General features: G+C 53.3%; 27 protein-coding genes. 15 read left to right on the top strand and 12 right to left on the bottom strand.

All coding sequences use genetic code 11. The features are described 5' to 3' along the window. Positions 1-133: 133 nt before the first annotated feature. Both AC6I8J_RS09795 and ttcA read left to right on the top strand, forming a co-directional pair. Positions 134-394: a hypothetical protein gene (locus AC6I8J_RS09795; protein ID WP_497825322.1), complete on the top strand. Its 261-nt coding sequence runs from the start codon at positions 134-136 to the stop codon at positions 392-394. 1,108 nt (positions 395-1,502) lie between these two features. Next, positions 1,503-2,438 carry a tRNA 2-thiocytidine(32) synthetase TtcA gene (ttcA, locus tag AC6I8J_RS09800; RefSeq protein ID WP_161735202.1) on the top strand — a complete coding sequence of 312 codons (936 nt, stop codon included), beginning with the start codon at positions 1,503-1,505 and terminating at the stop codon, positions 2,436-2,438. Between the two features lie 44 nt (positions 2,439-2,482). Here the strand turns inward: ttcA and ynaL are convergent, their stop codons facing one another. From ynaL to AC6I8J_RS09815, 3 genes are all read right to left on the bottom strand, one after another. Continuing rightward, a complete protein-coding gene (gene ynaL, locus AC6I8J_RS09805) occupies positions 2,483-2,629 on the bottom strand; it encodes a proline-rich small protein YnaL (RefSeq protein WP_272926957.1) in 147 nt (48 codons plus the stop codon). Between the two features lie 300 nt (positions 2,630-2,929). After that, positions 2,930-3,913 carry a zinc transporter ZntB gene (zntB, locus tag AC6I8J_RS09810; RefSeq protein ID WP_161735206.1) on the bottom strand — a complete coding sequence of 328 codons (984 nt, stop codon included), beginning with the start codon at positions 3,911-3,913 and terminating at the stop codon, positions 2,930-2,932. Positions 3,914-4,031: 118 nt separating this feature from the next. After that, on the bottom strand, positions 4,032-5,651 hold the full coding sequence (locus AC6I8J_RS09815) for a peptide ABC transporter substrate-binding protein (protein ID WP_497825641.1): 1,620 nt from the start codon (positions 5,649-5,651) through the stop codon (positions 4,032-4,034). A gap of 152 nt (positions 5,652-5,803) precedes the next feature. Between AC6I8J_RS09815 and mpaA the strand changes: the two genes are divergently transcribed. Then, positions 5,804-6,511: a murein tripeptide amidase MpaA gene (gene mpaA / locus AC6I8J_RS09820; RefSeq protein WP_222925433.1), complete on the top strand. Its 708-nt coding sequence runs from the start codon at positions 5,804-5,806 to the stop codon at positions 6,509-6,511. Here mpaA and ycjG read toward each other — a convergent pair. Next, positions 6,486-7,469 carry an L-Ala-D/L-Glu epimerase gene (ycjG, locus tag AC6I8J_RS09825; protein ID WP_161735210.1) on the bottom strand — a complete coding sequence of 328 codons (984 nt, stop codon included), beginning with the start codon at positions 7,467-7,469 and terminating at the stop codon, positions 6,486-6,488. The two genes, mpaA and ycjG, sit on opposite strands and share 26 nt — an antisense overlap. 146 nt (positions 7,470-7,615) lie before the next feature. Here ycjG and tpx point away from each other — a divergent pair, with 146 nt between their 5' ends. Next, positions 7,616-8,119 (top strand): thiol peroxidase, encoded by a 504-nt coding sequence (gene tpx / locus AC6I8J_RS09830; protein WP_161735213.1) that lies wholly within the window; start codon positions 7,616-7,618, stop codon positions 8,117-8,119. A gap of 329 nt (positions 8,120-8,448) precedes the next feature. Here the strand turns inward: tpx and tyrR are convergent, their stop codons facing one another. Further along, positions 8,449-10,014: a transcriptional regulator TyrR gene (gene tyrR / locus AC6I8J_RS09835; RefSeq protein WP_161735216.1), complete on the bottom strand. Its 1,566-nt coding sequence runs from the start codon at positions 10,012-10,014 to the stop codon at positions 8,449-8,451. Between the two features lie 229 nt (positions 10,015-10,243). Between tyrR and AC6I8J_RS09840 the strand changes: the two genes are divergently transcribed. Genes AC6I8J_RS09840 through AC6I8J_RS09850 form a run of 3 tightly spaced genes read left to right on the top strand, consistent with a single transcriptional unit; the run spans position 10,244 to position 13,017 of the window. Then, positions 10,244-10,600 carry a GtrA family protein gene (locus tag AC6I8J_RS09840; protein ID WP_253418714.1) on the top strand — a complete coding sequence of 119 codons (357 nt, stop codon included), beginning with the start codon at positions 10,244-10,246 and terminating at the stop codon, positions 10,598-10,600. After that, positions 10,600-11,550 (top strand): glycosyltransferase family 2 protein, encoded by a 951-nt coding sequence (locus tag AC6I8J_RS09845; RefSeq protein WP_161735221.1) that lies wholly within the window; start codon positions 10,600-10,602, stop codon positions 11,548-11,550. The genes AC6I8J_RS09840 and AC6I8J_RS09845 overlap by 1 nt, the downstream gene beginning before the upstream one ends. A gap of 48 nt (positions 11,551-11,598) precedes the next feature. Beyond that, the gene (locus tag AC6I8J_RS09850) at positions 11,599-13,017 is read left to right on the top strand and encodes a hypothetical protein (RefSeq protein WP_497825323.1); all 1,419 of its coding nucleotides are present in this window, start codon (positions 11,599-11,601) and stop codon (positions 13,015-13,017) included. A gap of 42 nt (positions 13,018-13,059) precedes the next feature. On the opposite strand, the gene AC6I8J_RS09855 is transcribed toward AC6I8J_RS09850, so the two are convergent. From AC6I8J_RS09855 to pspA, 6 genes are read right to left on the bottom strand one after another with little or no spacing between them, the layout of a single operon-like run. Further along, positions 13,060-14,121: a YcjF family protein gene (locus AC6I8J_RS09855; RefSeq protein ID WP_260058269.1), complete on the bottom strand. Its 1,062-nt coding sequence runs from the start codon at positions 14,119-14,121 to the stop codon at positions 13,060-13,062. Then, positions 14,118-15,515, bottom strand: coding sequence for a YcjX family GTP-binding protein (locus AC6I8J_RS09860; RefSeq protein WP_222925428.1), 1,398 nt, complete (start codon positions 15,513-15,515; stop codon positions 14,118-14,120). Before AC6I8J_RS09860 ends, AC6I8J_RS09855 begins: the two co-directional genes overlap by 4 nt. Then, complete coding sequence (pspD, locus tag AC6I8J_RS09865) at positions 15,496-15,744, bottom strand: phage shock protein PspD (protein WP_003853796.1); 249 nt, start codon at positions 15,742-15,744, stop codon at positions 15,496-15,498. Before pspD ends, AC6I8J_RS09860 begins: the two co-directional genes overlap by 20 nt. Positions 15,745-15,799: 55 nt before the next feature. Then, positions 15,800-16,150 (bottom strand): envelope stress response membrane protein PspC, encoded by a 351-nt coding sequence (pspC, locus tag AC6I8J_RS09870; RefSeq protein WP_013357981.1) that lies wholly within the window; start codon positions 16,148-16,150, stop codon positions 15,800-15,802. Continuing rightward, a complete protein-coding gene (gene pspB / locus AC6I8J_RS09875) occupies positions 16,147-16,374 on the bottom strand; it encodes an envelope stress response membrane protein PspB (RefSeq protein WP_161735233.1) in 228 nt (75 codons plus the stop codon). Before pspB ends, pspC begins: the two co-directional genes overlap by 4 nt. A 35-nt stretch (positions 16,375-16,409) precedes the next feature. Next, positions 16,410-17,075, bottom strand: a complete 666-nt coding sequence (gene pspA / locus AC6I8J_RS09880; RefSeq protein ID WP_161735236.1) for a phage shock protein PspA — start codon at positions 17,073-17,075, stop codon at positions 16,410-16,412. Between the two features lie 164 nt (positions 17,076-17,239). Between pspA and pspF the strand changes: the two genes are divergently transcribed. Next, the gene (pspF, locus tag AC6I8J_RS09885; protein ID WP_161735239.1) at positions 17,240-18,241 is read left to right on the top strand and encodes a phage shock protein operon transcriptional activator; all 1,002 of its coding nucleotides are present in this window, start codon (positions 17,240-17,242) and stop codon (positions 18,239-18,241) included. A 92-nt stretch (positions 18,242-18,333) separates the two neighbouring features. Here pspF and AC6I8J_RS09890 read toward each other — a convergent pair whose 3' ends face one another. Continuing rightward, a complete protein-coding gene (locus AC6I8J_RS09890; RefSeq protein WP_497825324.1) occupies positions 18,334-19,569 on the bottom strand; it encodes an MFS transporter in 1,236 nt (411 codons plus the stop codon). A 421-nt stretch (positions 19,570-19,990) separates the two neighbouring features. On the opposite strand from AC6I8J_RS09890, the gene AC6I8J_RS09895 reads away from it, so the two are divergent. The 7 genes from AC6I8J_RS09895 to sapD all read left to right on the top strand — a co-directional run bounded on the left by AC6I8J_RS09895 (position 19,991) and on the right by sapD (position 26,093). Beyond that, on the top strand, positions 19,991-20,476 hold the full coding sequence (locus AC6I8J_RS09895; RefSeq protein WP_497825325.1) for an Hcp family type VI secretion system effector: 486 nt from the start codon (positions 19,991-19,993) through the stop codon (positions 20,474-20,476). A gap of 3 nt (positions 20,477-20,479) precedes the next feature. Continuing rightward, positions 20,480-20,896: a polymorphic toxin type 44 domain-containing protein gene (locus tag AC6I8J_RS09900; protein ID WP_222925426.1), complete on the top strand. Its 417-nt coding sequence runs from the start codon at positions 20,480-20,482 to the stop codon at positions 20,894-20,896. Then, on the top strand, positions 20,874-21,296 hold the full coding sequence (locus AC6I8J_RS09905) for a hypothetical protein (protein ID WP_161736798.1): 423 nt from the start codon (positions 20,874-20,876) through the stop codon (positions 21,294-21,296). Before AC6I8J_RS09900 ends, AC6I8J_RS09905 begins: the two co-directional genes overlap by 23 nt. A 335-nt stretch (positions 21,297-21,631) precedes the next feature. Next, the gene (gene sapA, locus AC6I8J_RS09910) at positions 21,632-23,254 is read left to right on the top strand and encodes an ABC transporter substrate-binding protein SapA (protein ID WP_161736799.1); all 1,623 of its coding nucleotides are present in this window, start codon (positions 21,632-21,634) and stop codon (positions 23,252-23,254) included. Then, complete coding sequence (sapB, locus tag AC6I8J_RS09915) at positions 23,255-24,220, top strand: putrescine export ABC transporter permease SapB (RefSeq protein ID WP_161736800.1); 966 nt, start codon at positions 23,255-23,257, stop codon at positions 24,218-24,220. Next, the gene (gene sapC, locus AC6I8J_RS09920; protein WP_013357991.1) at positions 24,207-25,097 is read left to right on the top strand and encodes a putrescine export ABC transporter permease SapC; all 891 of its coding nucleotides are present in this window, start codon (positions 24,207-24,209) and stop codon (positions 25,095-25,097) included. The genes sapB and sapC overlap by 14 nt, the downstream gene beginning before the upstream one ends. After that, positions 25,098-26,093 carry a putrescine export ABC transporter ATP-binding protein SapD gene (gene sapD / locus AC6I8J_RS09925; RefSeq protein ID WP_161736801.1) on the top strand — a complete coding sequence of 332 codons (996 nt, stop codon included), beginning with the start codon at positions 25,098-25,100 and terminating at the stop codon, positions 26,091-26,093.

Consider the following 26,093-nt stretch of genomic DNA (forward strand, 5'->3'; position numbering starts at 1 on the left):
CCAAATCTGGCTGACCGCACATCTGGCTATCCTGTAAAGAAGCTGACTGACTGACCTGAGACATAGTGCGTGCCGATAATTAATGGCATAATCCGTTATTGTTTATCAATGTAATCATTTTACCCGGGGACAAATGCGCCAAGACTCTGACCATTCTGAAGACACCCTGCCTGCTGCTTCGCGCAAAAATTACCAGCCAGCATTAATCTTGCTGATTTTTACACTGATTGCGGGTGCTGCGGGGATCATGATGATACTGGATCATCGGAACTCGGTTAATAACGCGCTGGAGACCGGACAATGTCTGGCTGAAGAAAGTGCGGAAGATATTCTGGAAGTACTCAGGCATTTTTTACATCATGCTTATCGCTGGATTTTTAAGGCCTGCGGCTGAATTCAGTGCAGCATAAAATGGAGTAAGCCATGCCGGTTGACCAGCAGCAGAACACCGCAATACATAACCGCAACATAGCAAAGTAAAAAGAGTATCAGCGTCACAATAAATCTGGTGCCGTACTTTTTTATTTTACGATTTTTATCGGGATGCCTCATAGACATTAAATATTGATTCATTTGTTATTCACATTGATAGCCCGACATTAAACGGCTTCACAGGCAGTCTGTATTGACGAAATGTGCGAACCGACAGTTCACTTTATAAGAGAGTCTGCGTAAACGCATTTAAGCATAAAACGTAAACACCCGCTCTTGCGAAATCTGCTTATCGGATGTCCTTAACATCACCAGATTTATTAAAAAATCACTTTTTAGTGCGTGCGAAGAGATGATAAAACCACCGTTTTAATGAGATGCATAACACGCCAGTACGTCTGAATTTATTATTATAAACCCAACGGGTCAACGCACATTCAACAGCGCCCTTTTTTAAGATTATCACCTGAAAAACGAAAGCAGCGATTAATATCTGACTCTCTGATAATTTAATGAAAACATTTCTTTTGATGTACATCAAATCATAACAATACAACCCGAAATCTATTTAGTCCCGATTGAGTCATGGCAGCGCATGCTGTGTTTTTTATTAATTCGGTAGTGCTGATGAAAATTTTTTTAATTATCTCTGTCATTTTTATGGCCACAGGCTGTGCGGTTAAAAGAGATCATGCGCGGACTGATGCTTACCCGTCATCACCGCCGTCCTGCTCAACGCACAGTGATGAAATTGATTGTCAGTGGAAAGATGTGCCCGTCAGCTGACATCGCGCAGCTGAACGCTTTCCGTTTGCTCACGACGAAGCAAAGCCTGCCCTCTATCCTCACGCGCTTGCTCAGCACCGCATTCCGACAATGATTGCCCAGACGGGTCACGCGGCCTTTGACTCTGACGGCGATTATCCGCTGATTACTTCACTCCGGGCTGGCTTTCGCGGCAACAATCCGTACCATACGCTGCATATTCGTAACATCACAGTGAAGTGACCGGCTGGGCGTGCATCAATTTGCCCTTTAGCTACGCTTTCTGGTTTTTGAGATAGGTAAAAATGCAAGATAATCAAACGGTTGACAAGAAAGAACAGTACAACCTGAATAAACTGCAGAAGCGTTTGCGTCGTAATGTCGGCGAAGCGATTGCAGATTTTAATATGATTGAAGAAGGTGACCGCATCATGGTCTGCCTGTCGGGCGGTAAAGACAGCTACACCATGCTGGAAATTTTACGCAGTCTGCAAAAAAGCGCACCGGTCAACTTCAGCCTGATTGCCGTCAATCTCGACCAGAAACAGCCGGGCTTCCCTGAGCACATCCTGCCGCAATATCTTGAGTCGCAGGGTGTTGAGTACCGGATTGTCGAAGAAGATACCTACTCCATCGTCAAAGATAAGGTACCTGAGGGCAAAACCACCTGCTCACTCTGCTCGCGCCTGCGCCGTGGCATTCTCTATCGCGTCGCGACAGAACTCGGTTGTACTAAAATTGCGCTGGGCCACCATCGCGATGACATCCTGCAGACGCTGTTCCTGAATATGTTCTACGGTGGAAAACTGAAAGGGATGCCGCCAAAGCTGATGAGCGACGATGGTAAGCAGATTGTGATCCGTCCACTGGCCTACTGCCGTGAGAAAGATATCATTCGTTTCTCCGAAGCACGTCAGTTCCCGATTATCCCGTGCAACCTTTGCGGTTCTCAGCCGAACCTGCAGCGTCAGGTGGTAGCCGATATGCTGCGTGACTGGGATAAGCGCTATCCTGGCCGCATCGAAACCATGTTCAGCGCGATGCAAAACGTGGTGCCGTCGCACCTGGCCGATGTCAATCTGTTCGATTTTAAAGGCATCAAACATGGCGATGCAGTCGTTGATGGCGGCGATCTCGCCTTTGACCGGGAAACGCTGCCATCACAGCCTGTCGGCTGGCGGGTCGATGAAGACGATGCACCCGATATCAGCGTGCGTCTGGATGTACTACAGATTAAATAAGTCCGGAAAAGATTAAGGGCGTGCTGCAGGCAGCACGCCCTTTTTTATATGTTGCGATGTGGCGGTGGATCCATTATCGGCGGAAATTCCGGATCGGTTGGTGGATCAGGCTGCGGTTGCGGCTGGGGAATTGGCTCAGGAATCGGGACTGGATCCGTGGGGATCGGCTCGCTGTTAAGAATCGCGCTCATGCCGTACTCCTTTTCTTGCGAATGGACTTTAAGCTTAGATAAGGAACGGCGTTACAGCCAGGCAGACAAAAAAAAGCCGGCACACTGGCCGGCATGTTTCGAATTAAATGTGCTATGCATCAATTCTAAATATGGAAGTAAGACAATATGGAGCGCAACGCCCATCGCTTGACGTTGCATTCACCTGCGGGAGAGAGTTTGCGTCAGCAGCGACAATGGGTTCTTGATGTCGATCAGCTTTTGTTCGCTTAACGGGATTTTCAGCCCACATAGCGGGATTGCCGCATTACCTTTGTCGCATCAGAGCCAGTGCCGTTTACGCAGATAACCTGCGACCCCTACTGCCAGTGCCACCAGCAGCAGACAGAAGATTGAAAAACCATATTTCCATTCGCCGCCCGGAATGCCGCCCAGATTGACACCAAACAGGCCGGTCAGGAACGTGGCGGGCAGAAAGATCATCGCCATCAGTGACATGGTATAGGTGCGGCGGTTCATCGACTCCGCCATCGCAGAGGCGACCTCATCAGCCAGAATCGCAGTGCGCGCCACGCCTGCATCCAGATCATCCAGCCCGCGCCCCAGACGGTCGGCAATTTCCTGCATCCGGCGGCGTTCACTGTCATCCATCCAGGCCAGTTTTTCACTGGCCAGCCTGGCATAGACATCGCGCTGAGGGGCCATATAACGCCGCATCACAATCAGCTGTTTGCGTAGCAGGCCCAGCTCGCCGCGCGCGGGCATCCGCTGATCGAGCAGCGCATCCTCCAGCTCGATAATTTTGTCATGTAACTCTTCAATAAATTCGCTGGTGTGATCGGTCAGCGCATCACAGACATCCACCAGCCAGCTGCCGCAGTCAATCGGGCCATTGCCGTTTTGCAAATCGGTGAGCACTTCATCGACGGCAGAAACTTTGCGCCGGCGGGTGGAGACGATGAGCTTATCGTTGATAAACACCCGCATGACCACCAGCTGGTCGCGACGTGCATCGGTGTTGTGGTTAACGCTGCGCAGCACAATCATAAATCCGTCGCCCAGCCTGCTCACGCGGGGACGCATGCTGTCGCCCGCTAACGCGTCACGCACAGCATCGGGGATTTGTGGCGTGGACTGCAGCCATTCGGCGCTCTTGCGATGGGTATAGTTCAGATGCAGCCAGCAGGGCTGCTCACACTGGATGACTTCATCTTCAGCAATCGGGATCATTCCCCCCTTGCCATCCAGCTGGCAGGAAATGATGGCATCTGAAACCTGTAATGCTTTTCCTTCAATAACGTCCACTCCGTCGCCTCTCTACTAAAATCAATATGATACAGTCTAGCGTGACGGCGTTGAGTTGCAATCTCCGGGCTGTGTAGAAAGATGTCAGCCGATGGCCGGAAAACCGGCCATGACAGGCTTAGTGCTTTTCAATCCAGAGTTCACGGCTGTAGGCGACGTCTTCAGGATTGGTGATGGGGTAGCCTTTGACCCAGGGTTTAATCAGGCGGCCATTAGTGTACTGATAGATAGGGGCAATGGGCGTCTGTTCAGCCAGGATCTGCTCCGCCCGGTTGTAGTCGCTGTTGCGCGCCTGGTCATTTGTCTCTTTGCTGGCTTTGGCGATGGCCGCATCATAATCCGCGTTGCTGAAACGCGAAATATTACTGCTGTTGCCTGAGGTCAGAAGATTCAGGAAGGTAGATGGCTCATTGTAGTCACCCACCCACGAAGCACGAATCACATCAAAGTTCCCGCTATTACGGCTGTCGATATAGGTTTTCCACTCCTGATTCTCCAGCGTGACATCTACCCCGAGGTTCTTTTTCCACATCGAGGCCACAGCAATCGCAATTTTCTGATGACTCTCAGAGGTGTTGTAGAGCAACTTAAGTTTGAGCGGCTTAGCGGGGCCATAACCGGCGGCGGCGAGCAGCGCTTTCGCCTGCGCGTTCAGGGTGTTCTGATCGTGCTGCTGCATGAAAGTGGGCAATGGCTTAAAGCCTGCTGTTACATCTGGTGTAAAGTGCCACGCCGGCTTCTCACCGGTGCCCAGCACTTTTTCAGCAATGACTTTGCGATCGATAGACCATGAAAGCGCTTTGCGGACCCGCACATCGGCAGTCGGCCCCTTCTGCGTGTTAAAAGCATAGTAATAGGTGCCTAACTGGTCAGGTGTGTAGACCTCACCCGGCAATGTTTTTTTCAACATCGCATACATATTTTTAGGGAAGGATTCGGTGATATCGACATCATTTGCGCGATAGCGCTTAGTGGCGCTCGACTCTTCATTGATCGGGACAAAGGTCACTTTTGTCAGCACCGAATGCGCATCATCCCAGTAGTCCGGATTACGGGTCAGGACGATTTTTTCATTTACGGCCCGCTCACTGAGCTGATAGGCACCGTTGCCCACCAGTTTGCCGGGTGCCGTCCAGCTGTCGCCCTCCTGCGCAATCGTCTTCTGAGGAACCGGGAAGAGCGCGACGTTAGCCACCAGCGCCGGGAACCACGGCACCGGACGATCCAGCGTCACTTTCAGCTGCGTTTTACCCTGAGCGACCACACCCAGCTTATCGGGCGTCATTTCGCCTTTGGTAATGGCTGCCGCATTTTCAATGCCGCTTAAACCCGCGAACCAGGCAAAGGGCGAACTGTTTTCAGGAGCGACCAGGCGCTGCCAGCTGGAGACAAAGTCCTGTGCGGTAACCTGATCGCCGTTTGACCAGCGCGCGTTATTGCGCAGGGTGAAGACCCAGGTTTTGTTGTCGCTACTGCTCCAGCTCTGCGCCACGCCCGGCACAATTTTGCCCTGCGCATCCTGATTGGTCAGGCCTTCAAACAGATCGCGAATCACCTGAATTTCCGGCAGTCCGACTGCTTTAAGCGGATCAAGTGAAGCGGGTTCATCTTTAATGTGGCGAACGATCTGCTGCTGTTCAGCCAGCTGTGCGCCAGCGGGTGGATTCGCCGCGATAGCGGGTGTGATAACACTGCTCAGACTGATTGCTGCCAGCGTCATGCGAAAGGTCTTAACCATCATCACTCCTTTACCCCAAAGAAGTGCTGCATCAGTCTGTTGCTGATACAGCTTGTGCAGGGCACTTTAGCGCAAATGGCTGACAGATAAATAGCTATTTTCCGCACACGGCTTTTCCGCTACTTTGAGTAAAATCCTTTGAGGAAATGAGTATGTCACCACTCCATCCGCGACCCCTGCGGGGCAAACTTGACGTTCCCTATCAGCAGTATGGCCGCTCTGTGCTGGGCGCACCGCTGCTGTGGTTTCCGGCCCCATTGGGCGATCCCGACAGCGGTCTGATCCTTGCCGGCACCCACGGTGATGAGAATGCGGCCATCGCGACGCTCTCTGCCGCATTACGCACGCTGCCCGACGGCATGCGTCGGCACCATGTGGTATTAGCGGTCAATCCGGATGGCTGCCAGCTTGGGCTGCGCGCTAACGCAAATGGCGTCGATCTCAACCGTAACTTCCCCGCCGCAAACTGGCGATCAGGCGAGACGGTATATCGCTGGAACAGCGCGGCCGATGCGCGTGATGTGGCGCTCTCAACCGGTACGCATCCGGGTTCGGAACCGGAAACCCAGGCACTCTGTGCTCTGATTCATCAGCTTAAGCCGTGCTGGATCGTCTCATGGCATGAACCGCTGGGCTGCATTGACGATCCGCATCAGGTGGATATAGGCGGCTGGCTGGCCAGCCACACCCGCCTTCCCCGAGTCAGCAGCGTCGGCTATGACACGCCAGGCTCATTCGGCAGCTGGTGTCACGATCTCAGTCTGCCCTGCGTCACCGCTGAAATGCCGGTGATTTCCGTGGATGAAGCCACAGAGACTTACCTTGAGATGATGGTCAACCTGCTGCGCTGGCAGCAATAATCAGTTGACCGTTGCGCACGTTGATCGCCGGTTCTGCATCGGCCGCCAGCCAGGTTGGCCCGTCAAGATCGGCGAAGCGGGTCTGCGGCACCAGCGGCAACGCAGCACGTATCGCCCGCGAGGTGCAGAGCATGCAGCCCAGCATCACCGTAAAGCCCTGCTGCTGAGCCGCATCGGCCAGTGCCAGCGCCTCGGTTAGTCCACCCGTTTTATCCAGTTTAATGTTGACCATCTCATAACGGCCTCGTAGTGCCGCCAGGCTTTCGCGGGTATGACAGCTCTCATCAGCGCAGATCGGTAACGGATGGATAAAATTCTCCAGTGCCGCATCCTCATCCGCGGGCAGTGGCTGCTCAAGCATCGCCACATTGATATCGGCCAGTAGCTGACAGCGTGCTGCCAGGCCTTCGGCGTGCCATGACTCATTCGCATCCACAATCAGGGTCGCGTCCGGCACGGCGGCGCGGATCGCCATCAGCCGTTCGGTGATGAAATTATCGTCAAGCTTAACCTTCAGCAGCGTTGCACCATGCTGCCACAGCGCCAGCGCGCTGCTGGCCATCGCTTCCGGGGTATCGATACTGACGGTCTGTGCGGTGACCACATCCTCAGGCGCGGTAACGCCGCTAAGCTGCCAGAGGCTGCTCTGCTGCTGATGTGCGGCCAAATCCCACAGGGCGCTGTCAATGGCGTTGCGCGCGGCACCAGCAGGCAGTGCCTGTTGCAGTGCTTCGCGCGTCATGCCCTGTTGCAGCGCAGGCAGCAGCGTGGCGATTTGCGCCAGTACTGACGCCTCGCTTTCACCGTAGCGCGCATAAGGGGTCGCTTCTCCGACGCCTTTGACGCCGTCTTCCTCAATTTCAACCACCACCACTTTAACTTCGGTTCGCGTTCCACGGGCAATGACAAACGGCGTATGCAATGGCCAGGCTTCGGGGTAACTTTTTACCGTTCTCATTTCCACTCCAGAATGCAGGACGCAGTGGCAGCCCGCCACGTTAAATTCAACAATTGAACTCGTAAACCCTTAACATTTATGTCATAAACAACGGCTATCTTTAGCCGTTTTGTGTTGGATGTTTTTTCTCATCAAAAGGAATCACTATGTCTCAGACTGTTCATTTTCAGGGTAACGCCGTACCAGTTGCTGGTCAGTTTCCTCAGGCTGGCGATAAAGCTAAAGCTTTTACGCTGGTCGCTAAAAATCTGGTCAACGTTGCGCTCTCTGAGTATGCAGGAAAACGCAAGATTCTGAACATTTTCCCGAGTGTTGATACCGGCGTCTGTGCTTCATCAGTGCGCAAATTCAATCAGGCCGCGAGTGAACTGAATAATACGGTGGTGCTGTGTATTTCAGCGGATCTGCCGTTTGCCCAGTCACGTTTCTGTGGCGCAGAAAACCTGAGCAACGTAGTGACCCTGTCGACGCTGCGCGGCTCAGAGTTTAAGTATGATTATGGCGTGGAAATTGCCGATGGTGCGCTGGAAGGTCTGACTGCTCGTGCGGTGATCGTGCTGGATGAGAACGATAAAGTGCTCTACAGCCAGCTGGTTGATGAAATCACTACTGAGCCTGATTACGACGCTGCGCTGGCCGCGTTGAAGTAATACAAAAAGCGGATAGCCAGGTTATTCGCCGATGTTACAGATAATGTCTGGCTCGATTAGCTGTCAGAACGCGCCTGCACAGAAAATTGGGTCAGATCGGAGAGACGCAAAATCTGTCATCCATGACCGCCCGGCCCGCACAATTACGCACCTCATCCCTGAGGTGCGCCCGTAGACGGGCCAACGCTTCGCGTTGTTCAAAAACGCTCCCGGCGTTGTTACTACGCACCTCATCCCTGAGGTGCGCCCGTAGACGGGCCAACGCTTCGCGTTGAGTTAATCTATGACTGCCAGATTCGCCATGAGTCTGCTAAGAGGAACTGAAAAGCTTATTCGCTTTCGGTACGCTTCTGCCCCAGACCATATTCCCGCAGCTTATTGGCAATCGCGGTGTGCGAAACACCCAGCCGTTTTGCCAGCTTTCGGGTACTGGGATAAGAGAGATAAAGCCGCGTCAGAATCGAACGTTCGAAACGGCTGGTGATCTGATCCAGTGTCCCTTCCAGGGCTTCATCTCCGAGTGACACATCCAGCGCCTGTTCGGGCAACACGATATCCTGCGGACGCAGCTCGTAACCTTCCAGCTGGGTTAATGCCCGATACAGCGCGTTTTTCAACTGACGCACGTTGCCAGGCCAGGCATAACGGGTCAGAAACGCATTGAGCTGTGGCGAGAGACGCGGACGCGCCATTCCCTGCTCATCCGCGAAGCGGGCCACAAACATCTCAGTCAGTGGCAGAATGTCCTGTGGACGATCGCGCAGCGGCGGCAGTTGCAGCGTCAGCACATTGAGACGATAAAAGAGATCTTCGCGGAACTCGCCCCGCTGCACCAGTTCAATCAGGTTCTTCTGTGTGGCGCAAATCACCCGCACATTGACATGCACTTCATGCTCTTCGCCGACGCGACGGAAAGTACCGTCATTAAGAAAACGTAGCAGCTTGGTCTGCATTCTTGGCGACATCTCGCCAATTTCATCCAGCAGAACCGAGCCGCCATTGGCCTGCTCAAAAAAGCCTTTTTTGCCTTCCAGCGCATTCGGATAAGCGCCGGCAGCATGACCAAACAGCTCGCTTTCCGCCACGTCGTCGGGCAGAGAGGCACAGTTCAGCGCCAGGAAAGGATTTTTCCCGCGGGCACTGCGCAGATGACAGGCGCGTGCCAGCATATCTTTCCCGGTCCCGGTGTCGCCAACAATCAGTAGCGGCGCATCAAGCATCGCCAGTTTACGTGCCTGATCGACCACCTGACGCATCTTCGGCGTGACGGCAATGATATGGTCAAACTCCGATTCGTCGGTAACCACCAGATTCTGCAACTGGCGGCCCATACGGGCTGTCGACTTCAGCATCACCATCGCCCCAACCGGCCTGTCGCTCTGGCCCTCTTCACCCGGCAGGTAGATGGGACGTGCCTCCATCAGAAAATCACGCCCCTCAATGACGACATGCTGGGCCTGCGCCTCAACACGATCGCTCTCGAGCCAGCGCAGGAAATTAAAGCCGTTAATCAGATGACCGGCGCTAAAGTTGCGCATCTTCTCTTCATCGAGATTAAACAGGTTCTGAGCAGCGGGATTCGCCAGTTCAACCTTGCTTTTCAGATCGATAGAGAAGACCGGATCTGGCATCGCCACCAGCAGCGCACTCAGCGCGCGATGCTCCCGTTCAGAGGGCATGTACGTCACCGTGCGCACATCTGTTACGCCGGGTGTACGGCGGATTTCCGCCATCAGATTACTGAAGGCGTCAAATTCCAGTGCAGAAAAGTTCAGGTAGATGCGGCCCAGTGCCGTGATTTCGATACCGCGTAAATCAATGTTGCGTGCCACCAGCAGGTCAAGCAGTTCACGCGTCAGACCGATACGGTCCTGACAGAACACTTCCAGACGCATTGCGTTCGCCTTAATCAGGTTCAGATAAAACAATAATACGCTATGTGGCGCACCTGCAGAAAGGTGTCTGTCAGGAAATGTTGACAGTTCTGGCTCGTATGGTGGAGTTTTGTACTAACCTGCTGTCGACGATCATTTCCGGTTGAATGTCAGTCTTTGTCAGCACCGGACTGTTGATTGCGGGCTGATTACGGTATATTTTTCTTAACTGAGTAGAATTGATTTTAAAATGCTGACTTTCTTCGCAAAATATCTGACTGTGGGTATGGTTAATACCCTGATTCATTGGCTGACCTTTTTCCTCGCCCTGAGCATGGGTCTCATGCAATCGACCGCTAACCTGATTGCTTTTTGCATGGCCGTCACCTTCTCTTTCTTTGTTAATGCGCGCTGGACCTTTAAACAGCAGGCCACGGCATGGCGTTATATTCTTTACCTCGTTTTTATGGGCGCGATGGCATTCAGCGTAGGTTATCTGGCTGACCGGTTGGGCCTCTATCCAATTATTACATTGATTGCCTCATCGGCTATCAGTCTGGTATGTGGCTTTCTTTTTTCCCGCTTTGTTGTATTCAAAGGAGAATAATGAAAATCTCTTTGGTGGTGCCGGTATTTAATGAAGAGGAGGTCATCCCTCTTTTTTATGATGCGGTCAGAAAATATGAAGCGCTTGCAGAGTGGCAGGTTGAGATTGTTTTTATCGATGATGGCAGCACAGACGCAACGTATAAGCTGATAACGCAACTGAGCCAGCGCGATCCACTGGTGTGCAGCCTGTCATTTATTCGTAATTTCGGCAAGGAACCGGCGCTATTTGCCGGACTGGAAGCCGCCACCGGCGACGCCGTTATCCCGATTGATGTGGATTTGCAGGATCCGATCGCGATTATTCCCGACATGATCCGAAAATGGCAGGCGGGCGCTGATATCGTGTTAGCCAAGCGGATTGACAGACGTGCCGATGGTCACCTCAAACGCAAAACTGCGCACTGGTTTTATAAACTGCACAACAGTATCAGCGATCCGCAAATAGAAGAGAACGTCGGTGATTTCCGGCTGATGTCGCGTGAAGTGGTCGAGAATATTAAGCTGCTGCCCGAGAAAAATCTCTTCATGAAGGGCATTCTGAGTTGGGTCGGCGGACAGACGGACATCGTGGAATATGTACGCACTGAGCGAATTGCTGGCCGCAGTAAATTCGGCGGCTGGAAGCTGTGGAATCTTGCGCTTGAGGGACTGACCTCATTCTCTACTGTTCCGTTACGCATCTGGTCATATCTGGGTTTCTTAGTGGCCTCGCTGGCCTTTCTGTATGGACTCTGGATGATCGTGGATAAACTGCTGTTCGGTAATCCGGTGCCCGGCTACCCCTCTATTCTGGTTTCTGTGCTTTTTCTCGGTGGGGTTCAGCTTATTGGCATTGGTGTGTTGGGTGAATATATTGGCCGCATCTATATGGAAACCAAAAACCGGCCTCGCTATATTTTGCGAAAATCCGCGACGACCAGACTAACCCCGCCTCAGAACACGGATTAAACCGCGCGTTCAGGCGCAGAGAGATGGCCTGATTAATAAGGATGTAAAATGTTCGCCACTGATACCGTACTGACACACCGTAAGGTTTTTTTACTTATTGCGATCGTTTTTCTGATTGCTTATAGCCCCGCTTATTTAACCCATTACGCCTATACCGATGACTGGACAAATCTCTACTGGGCTAACTCTGACAAGCTCAGCATCTTAAACTGGGACACGTTATCCGGCAGGCCGGTGTATGGCGTTATTCAGTACAGTGCTTCTTTTCTGGTGGAGAGCGTAGAACGACTGGCGCTGTTGCGTTCTGTCGCCCTTGTTCTGCTCATTTTTACCGGGTATTACATCTATACCCTTTGTCAGAAAGATGCGCTGCTGGAGAATCAGGCTCAGCGGATCACTTTTGCATTATTGATTTGTCTGCTCCCTTCATTTCAGGTTTACGTTGCATGGGCATCCTGTTTCCCCTATATCGCTGCGATTTTACTGGCGGGTGCCAGCTACCGTTTGTCGATTAAACCGGGCATCCCAGCCAGGCTGTTAGCATTCTGCCTGCTGACCATCGCTTTCTGTCTCTACCAACCGGTCGCAATGAGCTTTACCTTCTTTGCTGCGCTGGACCTTTGCTTTTCCGCGCGGAAAATTGATAAGAAACAGGCGCTAATCTCACTGATGGTGCTGGGCGCAGGCATGTTTGCTGCGCTACTCGCCTCGAAGGTGCTGCCCGTTCAGCTTTATGGTCACACGCTGCCCCGCTCGGCATTCAGCTACGACATCCCGGTTAAGCTGAAATGGTTTTTTACCGAGTACCTGAAAAACGTTATCTGCAACTTTGATCTCGGTGCAAAAACGGTGTCGGTGATCCTCTCTGCGACCATTATTGGTTTTGGGCTTAAGAAAATTAAAGCCGCAGGCAACGACAAATTTTATCTGATGTTCGTCTTACTGCTGATCGCCGCACTGCCCAATCTGATTGTCAGCGAAAGCATGGCTGCTTACCGCACGTTGATTGCCGGTGCATTGATTACCACCAGCGCATTTATTCTCGGCCTGTTTGAAATCAGCAAAAAGATAAAATGGAAAAAGCCTTTTTATACGCTGCTGGTGATAGCGGCTGGCTCGCTGACGATAAGCCATCTGATCAACGGCTACTCCGTTCCGGCTCGCAAAGAGTTTGCCCTGCTCGATCAGGCAATCATTCAGCAGGTTCCGAAAGATTTTAAGGGCGCACTCTATTATCGCCTGACCGGGGAGTACCTGCCGAAGGTTGCGACGTTACGTAAATATGATGATTTCGGCGGGCTGGGCCTGAGCATGTCATGGACATTCACCGGAATGGCGCATTTTATCAGGGAGAAGAATGGGATGGCTTTTACGCTGCCAGCGGACCCGGTGATCACTGATGAATCTGCCTGTCCGGGTGAGTGCCTGACTATCGATTCGCGGCAGGTCCTGCGTCAGCCGCATTAAATAATAAAGGCGGCAAGGCCGCCTTTATTGTCCTCCAAAGGTTCAGGCGGACTTATTGCCGCCCTTCTGCAGCGCCTCTTTTAACTGGCTCAGCAGCTCACGACGAAAGTCGCCGAGCCTCGGCTTATCCTGCTCCAGCCAGGGCAATGGACGGCAAAGCTCCATCGCTTTTATGCCCAGTCTTGCGGTTAATAACCCTGCACCAATACCCTGCGCGGCCCGCGTAGAAAGCCGGGCGGCAATGTCCTGCGACATCCAGTCCATACCCACTTCCCGCACCAGTTCAGATGCCCCGGCAAAGGCCATATTAAGCAGCACCAGACGGAATAGCCGGATGCGGCTGAAGTAACCCAGCTCAATGCCATAGATTGCCGCGATACGGTTGACCAGCCGCAGATTACGCCAGGCGATAAACGCCATATCCACCAGCGCCAGCGGGCTGACCGCAATCATCAGTGTGGCTTCCGCTGCATGACGGCTGATCTCGCGTCGCGCCTGACGATCCAGCACTGGCTGCACCAGCTGTGCATATAAACGGACAATTTCACTGTCATTGTGGGTTTCGTGCAGTGAAGCATGCCAGCGCTGCAGAGCCGGATGCGCCTGATCCAGCTCCGCCTGCAGCGCCAGCTTTTCGCAGAATGCGCGGCCTTTGCCGATACCATGACTGTGCAGCAGCTCGCGGCCCACATCCCGCTCCTCTGCGCGCTGACGCAACTGATAGAGGCGACGCCACTCGGTGGTCAGCGCGCCCACACCGGCCAGGACGATCAGGCCACCTGCCACGCCGCTGCCCAGCGAAAACCAGTCGCGGGCCAGCCAGGCATCGTGCGTCCACTGTACACCCTGCGCCATCACGCTGACGCCGAACAGCAGCGCGCCTGCCGTCACCATTTTGCGCCACAGGCTCCGCTTAGGCTTCAGCGCGGCTTCTACCGCCCGTTCACCTGCGCCCTCCTCTTCAACGGCGGCATCTTCATCCTGCACCGCCAGAAACGCAGCCTGCGCTTCTGCTTCAAAGGTTTGCGCCGGACGCAGCGGCGTCGTGCTGCTCTCATCCAGCGGATGGGCAAAATCGATACGCGGCTTCAGCGGATCGCTCATCGCAATTTATCTCCCAATAAAAATTCCAGCGCGGCATCCATGCGGATATGCGGCAGCGGACGATCAACGTCAAGCTGCTGCGGCCGGAACTGTTCAAACTGAAAACCCTGCTGCTGCCAGAAAGCGTTACCGGGCAGGCGCGGCGGCACTTCGCCGGGATAGACGGTGAGCGGCTCGCCATCGGTCAGTCGATGACCGCGCAGGGCCGGGATCTTCTCGCCACGGTGATCGACCAGCCCGCTTTGCGTCGCCTGCACTGACGCCAGCCCGATGCAATCCATACTGATGCCTTCAAATGCCGCGTTCTGCCACGCATCCTGCACCAGTTGCTGCAACAGAGACACCATGTTGCCATGCTGATCGCTGGTAATGTGGTCCGCCTTGGTGGCGGCAAACAGTAATTTGTCGATTACCGGTGAGAACAGCCTGCGGAACAGGGTGCGCTGACCGTAATGAAAACTCTGCATGAGTTGCGTAAGTGCCAGTCGCATATCATTAAACGCCTGAGGTCCGCTGTTCAGCGGCTGCAGACAGTCCACCAGCACAATCTGGCGATCAAAACGCAGGAAATGGTTTTTATAAAAGCCTTTAACCACATGCTGACAGTAGTAGTTAAACCGCTGCTGCAACATGCTGAAGTTGCTGCCTTTGTCGGCCTGCGCAAGCTTAGTCAGTTGCGCCTCATCAGAAGTCGGCCAGGGGAAGAACTGCAGCGCGGGCGCGCCTGCCATATCGCCAGGCAGCACGAAGCGGCCCGGCTGAATAAAGTGTAAGCCTTCCGTTTTACAGCGATGCAGGTAGTCGGTCCAGGCGGCAGCAATTTCCGCCAGCTGGGTTTCATCGGCGGGTGCTAACGGGTCGAGTTTTTCGCAAAGTGCGCGCCACGACTTAGCCCACTCAGCGCGATCGCCCTGCAGCAGAGCGTTCATCTGTCGGGACCAGGTGAGGTAATCCTGCGCCAGCATCGGAAGATCGAGCAGCCATTCGCCGGGATAGTCGACAATCTCAAGATAGAGGGTCGCCGTCTCTTTCAGATGGCGCAGCAGTGAATCATTAGGCCGGTAGCGCAGCGCAAGACGCATTTCGCTGACGCCGCGGGTTGGCGTGGGCCAGGCGGGCGGCGTGCTGTAGAGCTGTGCCAGACCTTCGTCGTAGGTAAAACGCGCCGTGCCCATGTCGCGCTGCGGCACCCGTTTCACGCCCAGCAGGCGTTCATCCCGCACAACGGAAAACAGCGGCAAACGTGCGCCGCTGTGAACCGTTAAAAGCTGATTAACCAGTGAGGTGATAAAGGCGGTTTTACCGCTGCGGCTTAAACCGGTGACCGCCAGCCGCAGGTGGCGATCGACGCCACGGTTCATCAACGCCACTAATTCAGTTTGCAGTCTTTTCATCGTTCTCCCTGATGAAGCGCGATGCCACCCGGTTCATCACGCGTTTCAGCAGTGGCTCAAGTGCCACAGCCAGCAACAGACGTAACGGGCGTCGCGCTACCGATTTTACCGCCCAGCCAGTCACACCAGCAGGACCGTAGGTAACAGCATTGATAATGATGAATTTAGCCGCCGACTTCAATGCAGGTGCCGCGCGGTGACGAAAAGCAGTGGATCGCGAAAAAGACATCAACACCTCCATAGAGAGAGCGGACGGGCCTGAAGACGGCCCGGGAATAAAATAATCAAATCTGGCGGAAACGGCTGCGTACGCTGAAGGTTTCAGACGTGACATAGCGCTCCAGGTCGCGCACGTTGCGCTCATCCCGTTGCAGGGTGCTCTCCAGCTGATCCAGCAACTCGCTGGCGGTTGGCTGGCGTTCGCCGTCACTGGCATTGGCAGGCTTCTCATCCAGCACAAAACCCAGCACGAAGTAGGCGATCACCGTAAAGACAAACAGTCCAAAGAACAGCGATAACACCACAATAACCCGCAGCAGGCGAACCGGAATGTCGAGATACTCTGCCAGACCCGCGCAGACGCCCATCAGCTTGCCTTCATCAGGCTTGCGCCATAATTTACGACCTTTCATCATGGCTGCCTCCAGTTAGGATGCTCGGCGTCCAGAATCGCTTCCAGCGCATCAATACGTTCACGCATCCGCTGCGCATCCTGCGTGACGCGCTGCAGGCGCTGGATTTCGCTTTGCGACAGTTCCGAACCGCCGCTGCGTTTGTTGCTGTAATGCAGCCATAACCAGATCGGTGCGACAAACAGCACGAAGATCGTTAGCGGTATGGCGAGAAAAAGTGCGCTCATTGACTCTCCTTAATCACTTATCGCAACGTCGATGATTACTCACTGCGGTTCATTTTGGCTTTCAGCGCATTAAGCTGCTGGCTGATTTCATCATCCGCTTTCAGGTCAGTAAACTGCTGGTCCAGAGTTTTAGGTTTACCAAAACCGTGGCTTTCAGCTTCGGCTTCCATGTGGTCAATGCGACGTTCAAAAGATTCAAACCGAGCCATCGCTTCGTCGATTTTGCCGCTGTCGAGCTGACGACGCACATCGCGTGATGAAGAAGCCGCCTGATGACGCAGTGTCAACGCCTGCTGACGAGCACGCGTCTCGCTCAGTTTTTTCTCCAGCTCGCTGATTTCGCCTTTCATGCGTTCCAGCGTCTCTTCAACCTGGCCCACTTCCTGTTTCAGGGAGGCGATCAGGTCGGTGAGTTTCTGTTTTTCAATCAGCGCCGAACGCGCCAGATCATCTTTGTCTTTGCGCAGCGCCAGCTCCGCTTTTTCCTGCCAGTCAGCCTGTTGCAGCTCAGCCTGATCAATACGGCGTGACAGCTGTTTCTTTTCAGCCAGCGCCCGGGCAGAGGTGGAACGCACTTCGACCAGCGTGTCTTCCATTTCCTGAATCATCAGGCGGACCAGTTTCTGTGGATCTTCCGCACGCTCCAGCAGGGAATTAATGTTGGCATTTACGATGTCAGCGAAACGAGAAAAAATACCCATAATGATGTTCCTCTTTTAATGTTTTAAAACGTGATGCCCTGCCTGATTAATACAATATGCGTGCCAACTTTTTATCATATTGATTTCAATGTAATTTTAAATTTTACAGCCTTTTCGCCTTGTTTTAAGATAGTCAAAATGATTAAGGGATGGCGAAATTCATCATGACAGGCACTAATGATAATCTGCTGGGTGAGTCTAATAATTTTCTGGAGGTACTGGAGCAGGTTTCAAAACTGGCTCCCCTTGAGAAACCGGTGATGGTGATTGGCGAGCGCGGCACGGGTAAAGAGCTGATCGCCAGCCGACTGCACTATCTTTCTGACCGTTGGCAGGGACCCTTTATCTCACTGAACTGCGCCGCGCTGAATGAGAATCTGCTCGACTCTGAGCTGTTTGGTCATGAAGCCGGCGCCTTTACCGGGGCACAGAAGCGCCATCTGGGACGTTTTGAACGTGCTGACGGCGGCACGCTGTTTCTGGATGAGCTGGCAACCGCACCAATGCTGGTGCAGGAAAAACTGCTCAGAGTAATTGAGTACGGGCAGCTGGAGCGCGTAGGCGGCAATCATGCCCTGCAGGTTAACGTACGGCTGGTCTGCGCCACCAACGAAGATTTGCCTGCCCTGGCGGCGGCAGGGAAATTCCGCGCCGATCTGCTGGATCGTCTTGCCTTTGATGTGGTTCAGTTGCCGCCTCTGCGCGAACGTCGCAGCGATATTCTGGTGATGGCCGAGCATTTTGCCATCCAGATGTGCCGCGAGCTTGGCCTGTTGCTGTTTCCCGGATTTACCGCTAAAGCGCAGCAGGCCCTGCTTGATTACCACTGGCCCGGCAATGTTCGCGAGCTAAAAAATGTGGTCGAGCGTTCGGTTTATCGTCACAACAGCAGCGAGTTGCCGCTGGATAATGTCATTATCAACCCGTTCGCTTCACGCTCTGAACCGGTTGTGCTCCCGCGATTCAGTCAGGAGACGCAGCGTGGCGGCCTGCCTGCTCTGCCGCTGGATCTGCGTCAATGGCAGAATCAGCAGGAGCGGGATCTGGTCGATGCCAGCCTGCACCAGGCTCGTTATAACCAGCGCCGCGCTGCCGGATTATTAGGCGTCACCTATCATCAGTTGCGCGCAATGATGAAGAAGCACGATATAAAAGCAGAGAGTTAATTTACGCCACCCCAACCTATGATTTTTCTCGTCCTTGTGAATTAACAACCCGGTATAAACCGGGCTGTTTTTCACGTAGAGCCATCTATCCATTATGTGTTGTGCGACTTAGTCCCCATTTTTTCAGGTTGCCTGATGGCAGGAACCAGACCGACGCCAGCGGTAGCCATCACCACGGCCAGCGCTGACATCAGCAATACAGCACTCATACCAAAGTGTGTTGCCAGCGGACCCGCGACCAGTTGTCCAAAGGGAATGGCGATAAAGGAACCCATCGCATCATAAGCGTACACGCGAGCCAGCTTATCCGGTGGAATATGAGTCTGTAATGCGTGCGCCCAGGTTACGCCGAACAGGCCCAATGACATGCCAGCAATAAAGAACCCTGCTATCAGCAGTGCTGCTGACGCATTCTGGCTCAGCATAAGTATTGGGAGTGCGTAAAGACCTGCCAGCATCGCGCCAATAAAGAGATCACGACGTGGATGCCATCTCATAGCCAGAAATGAACCTGCAATTAAACCCGCGCTATGGGCGGCCACAATAATCCCCCACTGCGCCCGTCCGAAAGAGGCGTCGGCAATCATCGGGCCAAATACCTCTGCAATTCCATTGAACGCGACGTTGATAATGGCAAACTGAAGGACTATCGACCAAATCCAGCTTCGTCCGGCGAACTCTGCCCAGCCTTCTTTGATATCACGCAGGATATTGCCTTGCGAAGCCGCGGCTTTATTCGATTTCACACGGATCAGGAAATAGAGCGGCGCGGAAACGGCAAAACCCAGCGCATCAATTGCCAGTCCCCATCCCGGCCCGACAGCGCTGGTGATAATTCCCCCCAGCGATGCCCCCATTACCGTACCGCCATAAATCCCCAGCTGAATTAAAGCATTAGCCTGACGCAAATCCGTTGCAGGAACCACCTGCGGAACCAGCGCAGACGAAGCTGGCAGAGCGATGCCTGCTGCCGCACCATTCAGGGCACCCAGCAAAGTCAGGCTAATGACGGTTGCTGAACCATTGAGTACAGACCAGGCGACGATAGCCTGAGAAACAGCGGCAACCAGCGCCGATACAACTAATACATGGCTGCGTGAGTAGCGATCGGCAATGACACCCCCTACCAGCAGAAATAGCACGTTGAACAGTGAGCGGGACGCAACAACTACCCCTAAGTCAGAGGCAGAACCACCAATATCCAGTACCGCAAAAGCCAGCGCAATGGGAGCAATTCCATTGCCCAGTACGGTGAAGAGACGTCCGAAAAAGAGGTAACGAAAGGATGAATGCTGAAAAGCCTGAGCGTTTTTTTGGAATTTATTCATTGCCAGGAAGTAGGTGACCAGAAGATGAGCTTATAGTACCTGCGTTTTTGTAAAAGTTAAGCGCGATATTACACTTTCCAGCGTCAGATACATCGAATGCATGCGGATATAAACACAATCTATAATTCAAGGGATTACATGATTTACTATTCTGGTTTGAATCTTAACTAAACTATTGATACCAATATCCGTTAATAGTGAAGTGGCTTTTAATCAGATTTACAGCAATTAATTGAATAATCCATTTCGCACTACATAACCATGGTGTGGAAAGATCCCAGCCATTACATATGAAATTATTAAATATTGATCTTTATCATTATGCCTTCGATTTTTTTAATATGCACTTGAGGTTTATGCGAAGCCAGCATTAACTCTCCTCCAAAAGGAATATAACTTAACCCATTAAAGGATTTTTAATATGGCTATTCCAGCATATCTTTGGTTGAAAGATGATAGTGGTGCGAGCATCAATGGTTCAGTAGATGTTAAAGACCGAGAGGGAAGCATTGAAGTTACGGGTTTTTCTCATAACTTAAGACTGCCGACTGATTCTATGACAGGCAAGCCCACAGGGACAAGAAAACATGCACCCATCATCGTTCAAAAAGAATTCTATTCCTCTTCGCCCTACCTTTATAAAGCAGTGGCAACTGGACAAACATTAAGGTCAGCCGAGTTCAGATGGTACAATATCAACTACGCAGGTCAGGAAGAAGAATACTTCAACATATTACTTGAAAATGTCAGAATTGTCGGTATCTCGCCCATTATGCATGACACTAAAGACCCTGAAAAAGAAAAACATAATCATCTTGAATGCGTTGAGTTTGCTTACGAGAAAATAACCTGGAAGCATTGTGATGGTAACATCATTTTTTCAGATAGCTGGAATGAAAAGGCATAAATCATGAGATATCCTGCCTTAGCGGCATCTCCATCTCCTCCTTATGATATTCTTTCATTTACTCCAGCTGGAGTTTTGTTGATAAACAATATGATGGTTGCACGTTTTCACAGGGGACCCTCAGCCCTGACATATGTCTGGTTTTATAACCAGGTTAAAGGACATGGCCCATGGGATTATAAATTTCAACAGGGGAGCCAATATGAACATTTTGGTAATTTTCATTATGGTGCTGTGGGGCATGCCGCTGGAATAAAAGACGCTGTTCTTCTTCGCGCAGCCGGTTGGGCGCAAAACCGGGCCGGAACCCGCAGAGAGGAATTTGATGTCTGGTATGGCGCAGCGCCTTTTGGAGATGACCCTGACGATCAATACTGGATAAGAGCTGGGATAGATTATGCAAAACGTTCCGGTTTTTAAAAAGCGCACGCTGGTTCTGATGCTGATGACTATTGTCTTTGCAGGCTGGCGGCTTTCGCAGTTATCACCGCTTGAACAGTCAATCATCAGGAAAGTTAACGTCAGCAGCCGGATTAACCTTTACATCACCGAAGCCAGTGCGGGTGCCACAACTGCCTTCTCATACCGTTTTTATCTTTATGATGCATCCCGAAGCGATGAATCTTTTAAAGAAAGTCTGAACGACGACCTAAAGCCTTTCCTGATCACCTCAGATGATGACGTCTTTCCTCGCGTTCGTGATAAGGCGATATATTTGACGATTAACGGCGAGATTTTCGCTTTCCACAATTTGCCTGGTATTCGCATCAACGAGGAGCCCTATTCCGTCCCGGTCTTCCTCACCGCCTCACCACTTTGATCCCCTTTGCTTGCAATCTCTTCCCCGTCCAGACAGGCATGCCACTCTACAAAAGCCAAAAAAAAAGCCCGCCAACAGGCGGGCAACAATACTGGAAGCAATGTGAGCAATGTCGTGCTCTTCTTCGGCAGAGCCACCGTCGAAGTGCAGGTGAATAATAATCATTCTTATTATCATCTGTAAAGCAGTTATTGAGAATCTTTCTCATTACCACACCTTCTGTGTGCGCATTATGCGTTGCGATGACGAAAATCAGGCTGCCAGTGGCTGCAGGTTTTGGGACTATGCCCGCTTTGCGATACACTTCGGTTAATGCCTCAAAATCGTTGAGTTCTATGTTAAAACTACTATGTTCGCTGTTGCTTGGCCTCAGCGCGTTAAGTGCCCCTGCGTGGTCAGCGCCTGCCGGTGATATACGTCAGACCGGCTTTGTCTATTGCGTCAGCGGGACGCTGAACACCTTTAATCCGCAGATGGCCAGCAGCGGGCTGACTGTCGATACGCTGGCAGCACAGTTGTATGACCGCTTACTGGATGTCGATCCCTACACCTATCGTCTCAAGCCCGATCTGGCGTCGAGCTGGGAAGTACGCGATAACGGCGCGACGTATCGTTTTCATCTGCGCAGTGGCGTCCAGTTTCAGCAGACTAATCAGTTTCGCCCGACCCGGCCGCTGAACGCCGACGATGTGGTCTTCAGCTTCGCAAGGATGTTTGACCGTCATCACCCCTGGCATAACGTCAATGGCGGTAACTACCCCTACTTTGATAGTCTGCAATTTGCCGATTCCGTACAGAGCGTGAAGAAGATCGACAACAGAACGGTTGAGTTCAGGCTTAACAGCCCGGATGCCTCGTTCCTGTGGCATATGGCGACCCACTATGCGCCGGTATTGTCGAAAGAGTATGCCGACCAGCTCACCGCTAAGGGCCGTCAGGAAGAGATGGATCGTCAGCCAGTGGGCACCGGTCCTTATCAGCTCAGTGAATATCGCACCGGTCAGTACATCCGTCTGGCGCGCAATCCTCACTACTGGCGTGGGGTGCCGCGTCTGCAACAGGCGGTGATCGATCTTGGCTCCGGCGGAACCGGCCGCCTCTCCAAACTGTTAACCGGTGAATGCGATGTACTTGCCTATCCCGCTGCAAGCCAGCTCAGCATACTGCGCGATGACCCGCGCCTGCGGATGACGCTGCGTCCCGGTATGAACATCGCCTATCTGGCTTTTAATACCCGTAAACCGCCGCTCGACCGCCCTGAAGTGCGGCATGCGCTGGCGCTGGCCATCAACAATGAGCGGTTGATGGAGTCGATTTATTACGGCACTGCCGAAACGGCCGCTTCGATATTACCGCGCGCATCATGGGCTTATGACAATGATGCACGCATTACCGGCTATGATCCCGGGAAGTCCCGCGCCGCGCTGGCTGCACTCGGCATCAGCGATCTTCATCTGAGGCTGGTTGTGCCTGCCGCCTCGCAGTCGTGGAATCCCAGCCCGCTGAAAACCGCCGAACTGTTACAGGCGGATCTGGCGCAGGTTGGCGTCCGGCTGACAATTGTGCCGGTAGAGGGACGTTTTCAGGAGGCGCAGCTGATGGCAATGAATCATGATCTGACGCTGTCAGGCTGGGCAACCGACAGTAACGATCCGGACAGCTTCTTCCGCCCGCTACTCAGCTGTGCGGCGATTCGCTCGCAGACCAATTACGCGCACTGGTGCTCTCCGGCTTTTGACGAAACGCTGCAGAATGCTCTGTTATCACAACAACTCTCTGGCCGCATCGACAGTTATGACAAAGCGCAGCAGATTCTTGCGCAGGAGTTACCGGTGCTGCCGCTGGCCTCCTCTCTGCGACTGCAGGCATTTCGTCATGATATCAAAGGGCTGGTACTGAGTCCGTTTGGCAACGCCTCGTTTGCCGGAGTTTATCGTGAAGCTGATGAGGGTAAGTAAGTGATTATCTATATTTTGCGCCGCCTGCTGCTGCTGCTCATTACCCTGTTCCTGCTGTCGCTGGTCAGCTTCAGCCTGAGCTACTTTACCCCTAACGCCCCGCTGGAAGGCGCTGCGCTCTCCGATGCCTGGTGGTTCTGGTTTAAAGGGATGCTGCAGTTTGATTTCGGCGTCTCCAGCACCAACGGTCAGGAGATTGGGCTGCAGCTGCGTGAGGTTTTCCCGGCCACCATGGAGCTCTGTATCCTGGCGTTTCTGTTTGCGCTGCTGGTCGGTATCCCGCTGGGGATTTGCGCCGGTGTGATGCGCAATAAATGGCAGGATAAAACTATCAGTGCGGTGGCCCTGATCGGCTTCTCTGCACCCATTTTCTGGCTGGCACTGCTGCTGACGCTATTCTTCTCGCTGACCCTGGGCTGGCTGCCGGTATCGGGACGTCACGACCTGCTCTATCCGGTGCAGAATATCTCCGGCTTTGCGCTGATTGATGCCTGGCTGAGTCCTTCGCCCTGGCGGCATGAGATGATTATCAGCGCCCTGTCCCACCTGATTCTGCCGGTGCTGGTGCTGGCGATGGCGCCGACCACAGAAGTGATCCGGCTGCTGCGCAACAGCACCAGCGATGTGATGGATAAAAATTATGTCAAAGCAGCGGCCACGCGCGGTCTTTCGCGCTTTACGGTGATCCGCCGCCATGTGTTGCACAACGCGTTACCGCCCGTCATCCCGCGTCTGGGCCTGCAATTCTCCACCATGCTGACGCTGGCGATGATCACCGAAATGGTCTTTAACTGGCCTGGTCTGGGCCGCTGGCTGATCAACGCGATTCGTCAGCAGGATTATGCGGCGATCTCAGCGGGTGTGATGGTGATTGGCGGGCTGGTGATTCTGGTGAATGTGATTTCTGACGTGATTGGTGCGGCAATGAATCCGCTGAAACATAAGGAATGGTATGCCCTCAGATAATATTTACGCCGAAAAACGCCTGCCCAGCGCGTTTCGTCAGAGCTGGCATCATTTCTATGGCAACCCGATTTCGATGGTCGGCCTGTATGGCTTTGGCGCATTGCTGCTGCTCTGCCTGTTTGGCGGGTTCATGGCACCTTATGGTATCGACCAGCAGTTCCTGGGATATCAGTTGCTGCCGCCGTCATGGTCGCGCTACGGCGATGTCTCGTTTTTCCTCGGCACCGACGATCTGGGCCGTGACGTACTGAGTCGCCTGCTGAGTGGTGCCGGCCCGACGGTGGGTTCGGCGATTCTTGTGACGCTATTCGCTACGCTGGGCGCGCTGGTGCTGGGCGTGCTGGCGGGCATGACGCACGGCATTCGCTCGGCGGTGATGAACCACGTGCTGGACACCCTGCTCTCTCTTCCATCGCTGTTGCTGGCGATTATCGTGGTGGCGTTTCTCGGGCCGCGTCTTGAGCATGCCCTGCTGGCGGTCTGGCTGGCGCTGATGCCACGCCTGGTGCGCGAGATTTACAGTGCCGTGCATGATGAGCTGGAAAAAGAGTATGTGGTTGCCGCACGCCTGGACGGTGCGCGTGGCCGTAATATTCTGCGCTACGCTATATTGCCAAACATTTTACCGTTGCTGATTACCGAAATTACACGCGCGCTGTCGATGGCGATTCTGGATATTGCCGCACTCGGCTTTCTTGACCTCGGCGCGCAATTGCCTTCGCCGGAATGGGGTGCGATGCTGGGCGATTCGCTGGAGCTGATCTACGTTGCGCCCTGGACCGTGATGTTGCCCGGTGTGGCGCTGATGGTCAGCGTATTAATTGTTAACCTGCTCGGTGACGGCATCCGTCGCGCCGTCGAAGCGGGAGTGGAATAAATGCCATTACTTGATATCCGTAATCTGACCATTGAATTTATGACCGCTGACGGGCCGGTCAAAGCGGTCGACCGTGTTAATCTGACGCTGGGCGAAGGTGAAATACGGGGTCTGGTTGGTGAATCCGGCTCCGGTAAAAGTCTGGTCGCCAAAGCTATCTGCGGCGTGACCAACGATAACTGGCGCGTGACCGCCGATCGCATGGTATTTGATGATGTGGACCTGCTGCGCCTCTCCCCGCGCGAGCGCCGTCGCATTATCGGACATAACGTCTCAATGATTTTTCAGGAGCCGCAATCCTGTCTCGATCCCTCTGAGAGCATTGGCCGTCAGCTGATGCAGGTGATCCCACGCTGGACGTATAAAGGTCCATGGCTTAAACGCTTCTGGTTCTGGCGCAAAACCCGCGCTATCGAACTGCTGCATCGCGTCGGCATCAAAGATCATAAAGACATCATGCGCAGCTTCCCCTACGAGCTGACCGAAGGCGAATGCCAGAAAGTGATGATCGCCATTGCGCTGGCTAACCAGCCGCGTCTGCTGATTGCCGATGAACCGACCAATGCTATGGAACCCACGACGCAGGCGCAGATATTCCGCCTGCTAAGCCGTCTGAACCAGAATAACAACACCACTATTCTGCTGATCAGCCACGACCTGCGCAGCATGAGTCAGTGGGCGGACCGCATTAACGTGATGTACTGCGGTCAGACGGTGGAAACCGCTCAGAGCGAAGATTTAATGAGTACGCCGCATCATCCTTATACGCAGGCGCTGATTCGGGCGATGCCCGACTTTGGCCGCGCGCTGCCGCATAAAAGCCGTCTCAATACGCTGTCAGGCGCCATCCCCTCGCTGGAAAGCCTGCCGATTGGCTGCCGTCTGGGGCCGCGCTGCCCCTACGCGCAACGCAAATGTGTTGAAACGCCGCGCCTCACCGGCAGTAAGACACATCTCTTCGCCTGTCATTTCCCGCTGAATATGGAGGGCCAGTAG

This window comes from Pantoea sp. X-Soil-ISGK-355, assembly GCF_059730805.1.